7 protein-coding genes are annotated in these 13,479 nt (G+C 45.9%); 6 read left to right on the top strand and 1 reads right to left on the bottom strand.

All coding sequences use genetic code 11. From position 1 onward, the window contains the following. Positions 1 to 22 precede the first annotated feature (22 nt). The 6 genes from K7A41_RS02465 (at position 23) to K7A41_RS02440 (ending at position 9,005) form a co-directional block, all read left to right on the top strand. Positions 23 to 1,618 carry a RagB/SusD family nutrient uptake outer membrane protein gene (locus K7A41_RS02465; RefSeq protein ID WP_265712457.1) on the top strand — a complete coding sequence of 532 codons (1,596 nt, stop codon included), beginning with the start codon at positions 23 to 25 and terminating at the stop codon, positions 1,616 to 1,618. A gap of 66 nt (positions 1,619 to 1,684) precedes the next feature. Next, positions 1,685 to 2,704: a SusE domain-containing protein gene (locus K7A41_RS02460; RefSeq protein ID WP_265712456.1), complete on the top strand. Its 1,020-nt coding sequence runs from the start codon at positions 1,685 to 1,687 to the stop codon at positions 2,702 to 2,704. 8 nt (positions 2,705 to 2,712) lie between these two features. Then, positions 2,713 to 4,572 carry a glycoside hydrolase family 13 protein gene (locus K7A41_RS02455; protein WP_265712455.1) on the top strand — a complete coding sequence of 620 codons (1,860 nt, stop codon included), beginning with the start codon at positions 2,713 to 2,715 and terminating at the stop codon, positions 4,570 to 4,572. Positions 4,573 to 4,603: 31 nt separating this feature from the next. Beyond that, positions 4,604 to 5,251 (top strand): beta-phosphoglucomutase, encoded by a 648-nt coding sequence (pgmB, locus tag K7A41_RS02450; protein ID WP_265712454.1) that lies wholly within the window; start codon positions 4,604 to 4,606, stop codon positions 5,249 to 5,251. An 18-nt stretch (positions 5,252 to 5,269) separates the two neighbouring features. Further along, the gene (locus K7A41_RS02445; protein ID WP_265712453.1) at positions 5,270 to 7,579 is read left to right on the top strand and encodes a family 65 glycosyl hydrolase domain-containing protein; all 2,310 of its coding nucleotides are present in this window, start codon (positions 5,270 to 5,272) and stop codon (positions 7,577 to 7,579) included. Positions 7,580 to 7,679: 100 nt separating this feature from the next. Next, complete coding sequence (locus K7A41_RS02440; protein ID WP_265712452.1) at positions 7,680 to 9,005, top strand: MFS transporter; 1,326 nt, start codon at positions 7,680 to 7,682, stop codon at positions 9,003 to 9,005. Between the two features lie 118 nt (positions 9,006 to 9,123). Here K7A41_RS02440 and K7A41_RS02435 read toward each other — a convergent pair whose 3' ends face one another. Beyond that, positions 9,124 to 13,077 (bottom strand): hybrid sensor histidine kinase/response regulator transcription factor, encoded by a 3,954-nt coding sequence (locus K7A41_RS02435; protein WP_265712451.1) that lies wholly within the window; start codon positions 13,075 to 13,077, stop codon positions 9,124 to 9,126. Between the last annotated feature and the right edge of the window lie 402 nt (positions 13,078 to 13,479).

Raw genomic sequence — 13,479 nt, 5'->3', positions numbered from 1 at the left:
GTGAATTTTTAAGTGAAACACAATGAAAAAATTAAATAAATATCTATCAGCTTGCTTATTGGCCCTGGCGCTGTCCAGTTGCCATAAGGACCTGGATCTCAAGCCTACCAATGATGTGACTGCTGATGTAGCGTATAAGGATTTCAAAGGGTATACGATGGCTTTTGCCCGTTTGTATGGTACGATGGCGATGCCCAGCACGTCTGGACCCAATAATTCTGACCTCGGGGGGCTGGATCCCGGAACGTCCGATTTTCTACGTCTTTATTGGAACGCACAGGAGCTGACGACCGATGAAGCTGCATGCGCCTGGCTGAATGACCCAGGAATCAGCGGTCTAGATTACCTGAATTTTGATGATAGCAATCCAATGTTGCGGGGTTTGTACACCCGTTGCATCTATAGCGCGACGCTGGTCAATGAATTTTTGCGCGAGAGTACTGAGGCAAAACTAAATGAACGTGGTATCGCAGATGCGGATCGGGCCGAAATCGCTTACTACCGAGCCGAAGCCCGATTTTTGCGTGCTTTTAATTATTGGGTATTGCTCGATCTGTACGGAAATCCACCTTTTGTAACTGAAGAAACGCCAGTTGGCAAAGTGCCTCCTCCCCAGATCAAGAGACCTGATCTGTTTGCCTACGTGGAAAAGGAACTCCTCGAAGTCGCTGAGCAACTCAAAGGTACAAGACAAAATGTGTATGGTCGTATCGATCAGGCCGCGGCCTGGGGTTTGTTGGCCAGGCTTTACCTCAATGCCGAAGTGTACCTGGGGGCTGGCAATAAAAAATATACCGAAGCGATTACCTATGCCGAAAAAGTGCTGAATTCGGGGTATAGTCTTGGGGCTAGCTATGGCGAATTATTTCGTGCGGACAACGATGTCAACAATCCCGAGTTTATCTTTTATTTACCTTACGATGGTACCAAAACACAGAGCAAAGGCGGTACAACGTATTTAATTAATGCAGCCATTGATGCAACCATGAATCCAACGTCGTTTGGTGTGCCAGGAGGCGGCTGGGCTGGCAACAGAACACGCGACAATATCGCTACGATCTTTGGCGATTATTCCGGGGCGACCGATAAGCGGGCTATGTTCCATCTCAACGCCAGCGTCAAGATCGAGGACATGGCGGTATATAAGCAGGGACTGGCAGTCACCAAATTCCGCAATGTAAATAAAGATGGTACGACTGCTCCTCCAGCAGCTGAAGGTTTTGTGGCATCGGTAGATTTTCCTTTGATCCGCCTGGCAGAGATGCACTTGATTTATGCCGAAGCTACCCTGCGTGGTGGTTCGGGCGGAACAGTGGCCAAAGCCATTGACTATATTAATAAACTGCGAGTAAGAGCTTATGGAAATACCAGTGGCAAGCTGTCGAGCCTTTCCTTGGATGACATTCTTAATGAACGGGTGAAAGAACTGTATTGGGAAGGATTCAGACGGACGGATCTGATCCGCTATGGCAAATTCACAGGCGATAGCTACCTCTGGCCGTTTAAAGGCGGCGTATTGGCGGGACAAGCAGTACCGAGCTACAGGAACTTATTTCCGATCCCCGCAGCGGATATCATCGCGAATTCGAACTTGGTTCAAAACCCTGGTTATAACTAAGCGGAAAGTAAATCAGCCATTAAAGACATAATGGATAATAAAAGGAAGTAGATAAGTATTTTACACATGAAAATAATACATTATATCGGAATAGCTCTCCTCCTGTTGGTAGCATTCCAGAGTTGTAAAAAAGATGAAACCCAGGCTAGATTAGGTACTGGAGATGATGTGAAGGCGGCTAGTTTGACCTTAGACAAAAATAGTGTCACGCTGTCTAAACAGCATGCTGATGATACAGTGCTACGGCTGAAGTTTGTACAGCCTGACTTTGGCTTTCAGGCTGCGGTAAACAATGTACTGCAGTTTGGACTGAAGGGAGATGGCTTTAAGTCAGTGAAAGAAGTAGTCATTCCGAATGGCCATAACGAGATGGCTTTTACAGGCTTCGAACTAAACAGCTATTTGCTTGCGTTGGGTGTACCTACTGGAGAGATGTCTGACTTCGATATCCGGATAAAATCGAGCATTAACAATAAAATAGCTGCCGTATTCTCTCCGCTAGCGGCCCTTAAGGCTACTCCATATGCGTCGACAAGCTATTTGTATGCCATCGGTGCTTATGAAGATTGGGTTGAGGCGAACGCAGAATCGCTGATTTCTCCAACGAGTAATGGGATCTACACAGGGATAATCTACTTTCCGGAAGGCAAATTGGCGTTTAAGGTTACGCCAGAACGGAACTGGAACAATTCGTATGGAGAAACAGAACCAGGGAAGATCGTTTATAATGGCGGTCAGGACATCAAGGCTCCGCGTGCAGGCAATCTAGAAGTTATCGTAAATACGACAGCCAACACGATCTCCTATAAAGATCATAGCTGGGGTATTATCGGCAGTGCTACACCGAAAGGCTGGGACGCGGATACGGACATGAAATATGATAACGCGAACCAGGTCTGGAAGTTAACCGTTGCTTTGGCAACAGGAGAAATAAAATTCCGTAAGAATCACGACTGGGGGACCAACTTCGGCGGCACCAATGGAGCATTGGTGGCCGGTGGTGACAATATTGCCGTCTCCACGGCAGGTACTTACGATATTGTCTTTGACCTCAACACCAATACATACACACTGACAAAAAAATAATCATGCTTATGCTAAAGAAAAATAGAATCCTTGCGACGATACTTATAGGACTGACAACGTTGGGATGGAGCCCCTTGATGGGGCAATCCATCCAGCGTGTTGAACCGCTCAACTGGTGGGTGGGTATGCAGAATCCTGAACTGCAGCTTGTCGTTTACGGGCCGCAGATCGGAAAAAGCGAGGTGAAGGTCGATGATGCGGCGATCGAACTGGTCCGGGTAAACCGGACCGGAAATCCCAATTACTTATTTTTGGATCTTCAGGTAAAGCCTAACGCAAAGCCGGGCTGGACAACCTTCACCTTCAGTCAGGGAAAGAAGCAATGGTCCTACCGCTACGAACTAAAATCACGGAATCACGAGGTCAAAGCTCAGGGAGTGACCAGCAAGGATCTCATCTATCTGATCATGCCTGACCGCTTCGCAAATGGAAATACAGCTAATGATCAAGTTAAGGGCATGCTCGACATGAGCCTCAACCGGGACTCGATGTATCTGCGCCATGGGGGAGACCTCGAAGGAGTGATTGGCAAACTGGACTACCTAAATGACTTAGGCGTAACCTCAGTCTGGCTGACACCTGTACTGACCAATGATATGCCGCTGGCTTCCTATCACGGTTATGCAAATACAGAGACCTATCACATTGATCCACGTTTCGGAACCAACGATACTTATGTACAGCTGGGGCAACAGCTGCATAAGCGAAAGATGAAGCTGATCTTTGATGTCGTCCCCAACCACGTTGGAAGCTATCATTGGACGGTAAGGGATAAGCCAATGGCTGACTGGCTGAATGAATGGCCAAGCTACACGCAGACCTCTTATAAAGATCAAACTGTCTTTGATCCCTATGCTTCGGCCGAAGATAAAAAGAAAATGGTTAAAGGCTGGTTTGTACCCACCATGCCTGATATGAATCAACAAAATCCTTATGTGCAGAATTATTTGACGCAAAGTCACATCTGGTGGATTGAGACCGCCGGTATAGATGGATTCCGGATCGATACCTATCCCTATAATGATCTCGATTTTATGGCCAAATGGACCGAACGTATCCAACAGGAATACCCAAGCTTCACCTTTTTTGGAGAAACTTGGGTGCATGGTGTAGCTAATCAGGCTTATTTTCTGGGCGGTAAACGAGTGGGCCAGGATATCGACTCGAAGTTGATGGGCGTGACGGATTTTCAGCTCAACTACGCCATCGGTGATGCCCTCAATCAGAAGACTGAATGGACGGCTGGCGCCAACAAACTTTATTCGACGCTAGCGTCGGATTATCAATATCCGCATCCGGACCGGAACGTACTCTTTTTGGATAACCACGATAAGGACCGCTTTTTTTCTGTAATCGGTGAAAATGTTCAGAAATACAAATCAGCCTTGGCCTGGTTACTAACTACGCGTGGTATTCCACAATTGTATTATGGTGCTGAGATCCTCATGAAAAATTTCTCCAATCCGGATGGTCTGCTGCGGGAAGATTTTCAGGGCGGTTTCCCCGGTGACAAGACGGATAAGTTTAATGCTGCTGGAAGAACAGCCGCCGAACAGGATGTGTGGAACTATGTCCGTACACTTGCCAATTACCGCAAAGCCCATCCAGTACTGCACACCGGAAAGACTATGCAATATGTACCTGAAGATGGTGTATATGTTTATTTCCGTTACGACGAGCAGCAGACTGTTATGGTCGTGATGAACTGCAACGATCAGGAAAAGGAAATCAAACTGGACCGTTTTGCTGAAAGGAACGGCGGTGCAACTGCATATATTGACATTGTCAGTCAAGCGGCCGTGCCCACGGCCAACCATAGCCTGAAGCTGGCAGCTTACGAGACGAAAGTACTGGATATTAAATTTTAACAACAACGAGCATCTAAAGTTCATTTTTGAAATGATTAATTATACGAACGTAAAAGCCGTGATATTTGATTTGGACGGTGTGCTGGTGGATACGGCAGTCTACCATTATCAAGCTTGGCGCAGGTTGGCGGATAGCTTGGGTTACTCTTTTTCTGTTGAAGATAATGAGCAACTGAAAGGCGTCAGCCGGGTGGGATCGCTCGAACTGATCCTTAAATGGGCAGGGCTAGAAAAATCCGAACAGGAAAAAGAACAGTTGCTAGCTCAAAAAAATCAATGGTATTTGAGTCTGATCGAGCAGCTACATCCCGGACATTTGCTACCGGGAAGCTTGGATTTATTGCAAAGGTTGAAGACAAAGGGCATGCGGATCGCGCTCGGATCGGCGAGCAAGAACGCATTGGGTATCCTTCAGAAGACGGAGATCTTGAATTATTTTGACGCATTGATCGATGGCAACGTGGTACAGGCCTCCAAGCCTGATCCTGAGGTGTTTCTGAAAGGTGCTGAAGCTCTGGGAATAGAGCCGGCCCATTGCCTGGTACTGGAAGATGCTCAGGCAGGTATTGATGCGGCAAAAGCGGCCCGTATGCAGGTTGTGGGTATTGGTAGCGTCGAAAATTTAAAAAGAGCGGATGATGTAGTGGGCGACTTGACAGCCCTTGTAGATAAATTTTAATGATAGCAGCAATAAGGAATGAAAACATATATTAAGCACGATCCATGGCAAATTATTGAAGATCAGTTTAGACCTGAGCACAATGAATTTTCAGAGAGCATCTTCGCGATTGGAAATGGGCGGATGGGGCAAAGAGCCAATTTTGAGGAATATTTCAGTGGGAAGACATTACAAGGATCTTATCTAGCGGGGATCTATTACCCCGACAAAACGCGGGTAGGCTGGTGGAAAAACGGTTATCCTGAATATTTTGCCAAAGTAATCAATTCTTTTAACTGGATAGGCCTGGATATCCGGATCAATGGTCAGCGTCTGGATCTGGCTCAGCTCAGCCTAAGCTCCTTCGAGCGTCGCCTGGACATGCAACGGGGGATTCTGTATCGGAGTTTTGTCGCTTCTATGCCTGACGGTAGCCAAGTGAAGGTGGAAGCCAGTCGTATGTATCATCTTTTCGCATCCGAAACGGCTTCACTACAGTACCGGTTGCAGGCGCTTACGGCAGATCTGCATGTGGAGGTCAGCTCTTTTTTAGACGCTGAGGTGATAAACAGAGATAGCAACTACGAAGAGAAATTTTGGGAACCTATCGCCCAAGGACAGCATGGAGCCAATCTCTTTGTATCTTCACGTACCAAAAAAACGGCATTTGAAGTCTGTGCTGAGCTGGAAACACGCGTTACCGTTGACGAAAAAGCCGTAGCGGTCAATACCGTTACCTCTGATACAGGGTACATGGCTGCGAACTATGTGACGGCATTAGGCAGTTTGCAGACACTCTGTATAGAAAAGAGGGTGGCCATTGTCACCTCGGAAAATCATCCCAAAGAGCATTTAAGGGAGGCTGCTTCGGCGCATTTAATTGCCTTGCAAAGCGACGTCTTTGAGCGACTGCAGGAGAAACAAACTGCTGCCTGGGCGACGATCTGGGCTGAAAGTGATATCGAGATCTTTGGTGATGTTGCTGCGCAACAGGCCATCCGTTATAATATCTTCCAGCTCAACCAAACGTACACCGGCGAAGACGCCCGATTAAATATCGGACCAAAAGGCTTTACCGGTGAGAAGTATGGTGGTGTGACCTATTGGGATACTGAAGCTTATTGCATCCCATTTTATCTGGCAACACAATCGCCACATATAGCCCGTAACTTGCTACTGTATCGGTATCAACAACTGGGCAAGGCCATAGAAAACGCGGAAAAACTAGGATTCAGTGGGGGTGCTGCGCTCTTTCCAATGGTGACCATAAACGGGGAGGAGTGCCATAATGAGTGGGAAATTACTTTCGAAGAAATCCATCGCAATGGGGCTATTGCGTTTGCCATCTACAATTATGTACGCTATACAGACGATCAGGAGTATATTTGGACGCATGGCCTAGATGTACTGGTCGCCATTAGCAGATTCTGGGCGCAACGTGTGAATTGGAGCGCCGAAAAACAGCGATATGTCATGCTGGGAGTCACGGGGCCAAATGAGTATGAAAATAATGTCAACAACAACTGGTATACCAACCGGATCGCATCCTGGTGTCTGGAATATACATTGAACTGCTTGCAACAATGCGAAAGCAAGGCGCCGGGGACTTATACAGCTTTGTTGGATAAACTCAAAATCGCTGTTGAAGAACGTGAAAACTGGAAGCATATTATCGATAATATCTACTATCCTTATGATGATAGGAGAAAAATATATTTGCAGCAGGATGGCTTTCTCGACAAAGAATTGATTCCAGTACAGCAACTGGACCCGGCACAGCGCCCCATCAATCAAAAGTGGAGTTGGGATAGGATCCTGCGCTCCTGTTATATCAAGCAAGCCGATGTACTGCAGGGTTTTTATTTCCTGGAGGATCAGTTTGACCAGGATACGCTGGCTCGTCATTTTGAATTTTATGAGCCTTTGACGGTACATGAAAGTTCGTTGTCGCCCTGTGTGCATGCGATATTGGCCGCCAAGCTTGGCAAAGCCGCCAAAGCGTACGAATTCTATTTGCGGACCTCACGGCTGGATCTCGATGATTATAATAACGATACGGAGGATGGTCTGCACATTACATCGATGGCAGGCACGTGGATGACGATAGTGGAGGGATTTGCAGGCATGCGCGTCAGCAATGGGCAGCTATATTTAAATCCGATGTTGCCGCCGGAGTGGAAAGGGTATAAGTTCCGCATCTTGTTTCGGGGAGCAACCTTGCTGATTACCGTGTCTGCTGATGCCTATACGATCGAAAATATCAGCGATAGCCCGGCAAATATCCGTACGGTATCGGATTCGTTTGTACTGGCTGCACATAGCCGAAGGGAGATTGCTCAAGTTCGGTAAAATACATGTCCACAACAGGTAAGGCTCTGCCTTGCCATGCTGTGGATGGTGGCTAAATGGGAATTAAATTGTATTTTGTGTTAAATTTTGATAACCTATCATGGGAAATAAACCCGAATTAAGTATACGCCAGGTCATGAATATGAGCTTTGGGTTTTTAGGCATACAAATGGGCTTTGCTTTGCAGAACGGCAATGCTTCCCGTATCCTGCAAACTTTTGGGGCTGATGTGGAACATTTGTCGTTATTCTGGCTGGCGGCACCGATCACAGGCATGATCGTTCAGCCCGTTATCGGCCATTATAGCGACCAGACTTGGACCCGTTTGGGACGTCGGCGACCTTATATTTTGATTGGTGCGCTCCTGACCACGTTGACCTTGTTCTTGATGCCTAATGCGGCATTGTTTACCGCATTGATAGCCCCCCTATGGATTGGAGCTGGCCTATTGATGTTTATGGATGCATCAATCAATGTGACCATGGAGCCATTTCGGGCGCTTATCGGCGATAATCTGTCCAGTAAGCAGCGTAGTCTTGGCTTTTCTGTCCAGACCTTCCTCATTGGCGTGGGCGCTGTCGTCGGCTCACTGCTGCCTTATATCTTTACTAAATACCTGGGCTTTGGAGGCACTGCTCCGGCCGGCCATGTGCCAGAAAATGTGATTTACTCATTTTATGCTGGCGGATTGGTGCTGCTGTGTACAGTGTTATGGTCAGTTATAAAAACAAGGGAATATAGTCCGCAGGAACTTCGGTCTTTTGACGAAAGCGCTGTGCAGACGGAAGAAAGTACAGCAGTCTTTGGGTTAGGGACTATCATGCGTGATATCAAAGCCATGCCAGTTGTCATGAAAAAGCTGGGTTGGGTACAGTTTTTCTCTTGGTTTGCTTTATTCATGATGTGGGTATATACGACGCCAGCGATCGCCGAATCGGTTTTTTATCTCCATGAGGGGAACAGACAGGACCTTTATATGGAAGCAGCAAACTGGGTAGGCGTACTTTTTGGGATCTACAATGGTGTTTCGGCAGTCTATGCGCTCTTTATCCCCAGGATTGCCAAGCGCTACGGCCGTGGCGCAACCCATGCCTTTGGTCTCGTGGTCGGCGGCCTCTCCTTAATTTCGCTGTTTCTGATCAAAGATGCTAATCTGCTCATACTGCCTATGATCGGCATTGGTATTGCCTGGGGAAGTATTTTGGCCATGCCTTATGCAATTTTGAGCGATCATCTGCCTGCTACCAAGATGGGGGTATATATGGGGCTCTTCAACTTTTTCATTACGCTGCCGCAGATTGTCTGTGGTTTTTTTGGCGGAATGATCATCAAATTAGTTTTTCAGGGCCAATCTATCTACGGGCTGCTGTTGGCGGGCGTATTTATGTTTCTGGCCGCCTTCTTTGTTCCGAAAAATAAACAGTGAGGCTAGATAGCTAAATTGAAAAAGAACCAAATTTCATGGATATTTGGTTCTTTTTCGGTATAATCTGCCACCTTATACCCAAAAGTTTCGATACAGGGTTTCTCAACTTTTTGTCAGATCAGCTATTTTCGGCCATATAAACACTAGGTGGCATACCATAATGTTTATGGAAATCTCTCGAAAAGTTGGACTGTACACTATATCCGACCATGGTGGAGATCTGCGTGATATTATATTCTCTCTGAACAAGCAGCTCAGCCGCTTTTTTTAACCTGGATATGTTGATTAGTTCATTGGGCGTGAGATCTGATAAGCCCTTGATCTTGCGGTATAAGGTTGGGCGGCTCATATTCATCAGCCGTGCCAGTTCATCGACATTGAGATCAATGTCAGAAATATGTTCATAAATAACGTTGTTGAGCTGGCTGATAAAGTCTTTGTCAGGCGCTGAGACATTGATGTCGGTCAGATTAGTGGCCGAAGAGTTGGTGAAATATTGTTTGATGATCTTTCGGTTGTTCAGGATATTACGGATCTGTACCGTCAGAAATTCTAAGGAAAAAGGTTTCTCGATATAGGCGTCGGCACCTATTTTCAGGCCCTGAATTTTGGCGTCCAGTGCATTTTTTGCGGTGAGAAATATCACGGGGATATGGCTATAAAGAATATCGTTTTTAATGCGTTTGCATAACGCGATACCATCCATAATTGGCATCATGATATCTGTCAGTACCAGCTGCACATTGTCACGATCCAGGATTTCCAATGCCTCGATGCCATTGCTGGCTCGCAATACCGTGTAATCGGTCTTTAGCTCCTTATTGAGATAGGCCAAAATTTCTTTATTGTCTTCAACAATGAGAACAATGGGTTTTTCAGTATTGCCATCTTCTGTTGGGTATAGTTTACGGTCTTCCTGTACTGTCGTTTCTTCGAGTAGGGGTTTGATATCGAGTGATTGCTCCTGTAGGATGGGGATCGAAAGCAGAAAAATATTGCGGTTTTCTTCGGTGAAGACCAAGGATAAAGAACCCTGATGCAGTTCGACGAGTGAACGGGAGAGGGGCAGGCCGATGCCGGTACCAGTGTCTTTATTGGATTCATTCAGACGGTAAAAAGGTTCGAAGATTTTTTCCCGTTTGTCAAAGGGAATGATGTCGCCGTCATTGCGGAACTCAATATTGAACATGATATCATCGCTGTTGAAAGGCAGCAGCTTGATATGGACCTGTTGGGCAGCATATTTGATCGCATTGTGGACCAAGTTGGTAAATATCTTGCGTAAGGCTTCTTCGTCGACCTGTGCGGTTAGCGTGATCCGTGGTAGGGAAAGATCGTATTGCAGCATCTTTTCTTTTGCCAGGCCATTAAGGTCATTGAATACGTCCAGTAGTAAGCTGTTGATGTCGGTTTTTGTAAAGATAAGGCTCATATTGTTTGTTTCTGCTTTTCTAAAATCCAGGAGCTGATTGGTCAGCCTGATCAGCCGGGTTGTGTTTTTGTCGATAAGGGCCAGATCATTCAGCATGTCCCCGTCTTGGAACTCACTTGTGCGAATCAGTTTTTCCAGCGGCATCTTGATCAAGGTCAATGGTGTACGGATCTCATGCGCCAGGTTGGTGAAAAACTCAAGTTTGAGGTTATATACTTCCTGTTCTTTTTTGCGCTCGTAATTATCCATTTTTTGTGCATTGTTTGCTTTGATCAATAGGAAATAGTACCGTAGGATCAGAGCAACAATGGTACTTAGTGTTAAAAAATATAAGATATAAGCCCAGGTCGATGACCACCAAGGGGGCGATACAATGATCCGCAGTTCCTTTCCGGCCGGATTCCAGATACCGTTGTTATTGGCTCCGTTAAACTTGAAGGTATACGTGCCTGGTGGCAGTTTATTGTAGTATATCTTTTGGCTGCCCTTGATATCAGTCCAACCCTTGTCATACCCTTCCATGATGTAGCGGTATGTATTGCTTTCGGGAGAAACGAAGCTGAGTGCAGCAATATTAAAACTGATGTTGGAATTGTCGTAGCTCAGCTTAATCTCTTTGGTCAGGGAGAGCGACTGGGGTAGTGGTCCGGCCTTATCTACGGCGATTTCGCTGTTGTTGATCTGAATACTACTGATAAATATGGGCGGCACAAAGCTATTTTTAATAGATTTCTTGGGGTTGAAGCTGACCATGCCTTTAATGGTTCCGAAATAGAGCGTTCCATCCTCGTCTTTAAAAGCTGAATTATAATTGAACTGATCTGCCGGAAGACCGTCTCTCGAGGTATAGATCACCCGTTTGGCTCTCCCTTCGTCTAGCCGTACCAGCCCCCGGCCGGTGGTGATCCAAATACTACGGTTATCATCTTCAAGCACTTTGAAAACCTGATTGGAAGGTAGACCAGATTCGGTGAGGTAGTTGGTAAAGGTACCATCACGACGGTATTTGGAAAGCCCGCTTTCTGTACTTAGCCAGATATTATTTTTACTGTCTTCAAATAAGCCGTTGACATAATTGTTGACCAGACTATGGCGTTTGCCCGGTGTAGAATAAAGTCTGTTTATAGCTCCGGTATGCCGATGGTAGCGGTATACGCCATCCCCATAAGTGTTTACCCAAAGGATACCGTCGCTATCTTCATAGATGCCCTGGATCCAGGCTGCGATGGGCATTAGATCAAAGCTATCCGTATGGATATTGTAGGCATAGAGGGCACGGTCCGTTCCCAATAGCATAGTATTATCTTTGGTTTTATAAATACAGACCACAAAATTGCTCTGTAAACCGCCTTGGCCGATCTGGTCATAATGTCGTTTGAGCTTTCCAGTTTTGACATCCAGCACATCGAGACCATGTGTGGTGGACCCGACCCACAGCTCGTTTTTATAGGTAGCCAGACCGTGGATGTTATTGTGTGTTATGCTGCCCGGCTTGCCATCAGCAGTAAATCGGCTGATTTGACCGGAAGCTGGATCAAGTTTATTTAACCCCCCATCTTCGGTGCCGATCCAGAAGTAGCCGTACGAATCCTTGTAGATTTCATGTACGATATTTCCTGAAAGCGCATTGCGGCCAAAGCCAGATAGATATTTTTTGAAGTTATCAAACTGCCTGCTATATTGGTTGAGACCGCCGAAGAATGTTCCGGCCCAAATATTGTCTTCCCGGTCTCTGTAGAAATCCAGTACTACGTTGTCCGATAGTGCAAATGGGTTGAAAAAGTCTTTTTTGATCCGCTGTACTTTACGAGTAGCGATTGCATAGCTATATATTCCGGATTCTGTGCCAAACCAAAAGAGCCCAGGCGACTGCTCTATAATGCAGTTTACCTGAATGACTTGCTGCGGAAAGCTGCCTGCAAATATATTCTGGAGCGAAGCCTTTTTCCTATCGTACAGGTAAGCCGCATTGGTTGTACCGACGAGCAGCAGAGAATCATTTATTGGATATATAGTTTTGATTGCTGACAATTGCTTTTCCGGATCTGCAAGCTGGACCTGTGTAAAGCCCCGCTGCTTGCTATATTGTCTAAGTACATTTTTGTCATCTACTGTCCACAGACCGTTTTCACCGGTACAGGAAATCGTCGTGATCTTGCTTTTGTCTTGATTAGCCGGCTGTAGGTCGGAGGTGAAGGGGTTGTAGCAATAAAGCTTTCCATTCGACAAAATCCAGATATAACCTGCAAATTCTTTAATGCTATTTACTTCACCAGCTGGTATCTTGTCAAAAAAAAGGAAATGTTCTCTTACTGGATCGTAACGGTACGTCCCCCGTGTGGTCCCGATCCACATCATACCCCGCTGGTCGGTCAGCAAACTCAATATCGAGGAGCTTCCGATACTCAGCGAATCCGCTACATTATGTCTGAAAATCTTGAACCTGTTGCCGTCAAAGCGGTTTAGCCCGTTCCGGCTTCCCAGCCAGAGAAAGCCCTGTACATCCTGAGTGATACACGTGACGGTATTGTTTGACAGTCCTTCGGTGGTCTGATAGCTTTTAAAATAGAGGGACTGTGCCTGCAGATTGGACCAGGCAAGCAGTAGGTATAGGATAGGTATAATGGTTATTCGTATCAAAGTGTATAATCTTCACCTAAAAATAGGCAATAAAAAAGAAAAAAAAGAGATTTGCTGATACGCTCTGATATAAAATTGAGACGCTGTGATTGGTATGAACGGATGGATTTGGCGATTTTTATAGGTAAGAAATAACCAAAATTAAACTTATGTCCTGCCCTAATTTAACGACAGCAAAAGGCTGTATTCGCATTTTTCAACGAGTTGCTTATATACTATCCGCGCTAAGAGTGGAGTCGCTGCCAGCATGGCTTTCGAAGAGGCCTCAGTATAGGTGCTTTTTGCAGAGGACTGAGCATCATATGGTTGCTGTTTTTGGATCACACTGATATTTAGCTATCGTTTTGACACAGTAAAATCACATCGTGTTGAGCAGTGGATTTGCTCAGACATATTAATCAA

The sequence above is a fragment of the Sphingobacterium sp. InxBP1 genome (assembly GCF_026191775.1).
In the GTDB taxonomy this organism is placed as follows: domain Bacteria; phylum Bacteroidota; class Bacteroidia; order Sphingobacteriales; family Sphingobacteriaceae; genus Sphingobacterium; species Sphingobacterium thalpophilum.
Note: the sequence above shows the minus strand (reverse complement) of the source record. Positions and strands in the feature narration are given on the sequence as shown.

Excerpts from the sequence above, each read along its gene's own strand:
- K7A41_RS02445 (WP_265712453.1), top strand. The coding sequence starts at position 5,270 with ATGAAAACATATATTAAGCACGATCCATGGCAAATTATTGAAGATCAG.
- K7A41_RS02460 (WP_265712456.1), top strand. The coding sequence starts at position 1,685 with ATGAAAATAATACATTATATCGGAATAGCTCTCCTCCTGTTGGTAGCA.
- K7A41_RS02440 (WP_265712452.1), top strand. The coding sequence starts at position 7,680 with ATGGGAAATAAACCCGAATTAAGTATACGCCAGGTCATGAATATGAGC.
- K7A41_RS02455 (WP_265712455.1), top strand. The coding sequence starts at position 2,713 with ATGCTAAAGAAAAATAGAATCCTTGCGACGATACTTATAGGACTGACA.
- K7A41_RS02465 (WP_265712457.1), top strand. The coding sequence starts at position 23 with ATGAAAAAATTAAATAAATATCTATCAGCTTGCTTATTGGCCCTGGCG.
- pgmB (WP_265712454.1), top strand. The coding sequence starts at position 4,604 with ATGATTAATTATACGAACGTAAAAGCCGTGATATTTGATTTGGACGGT.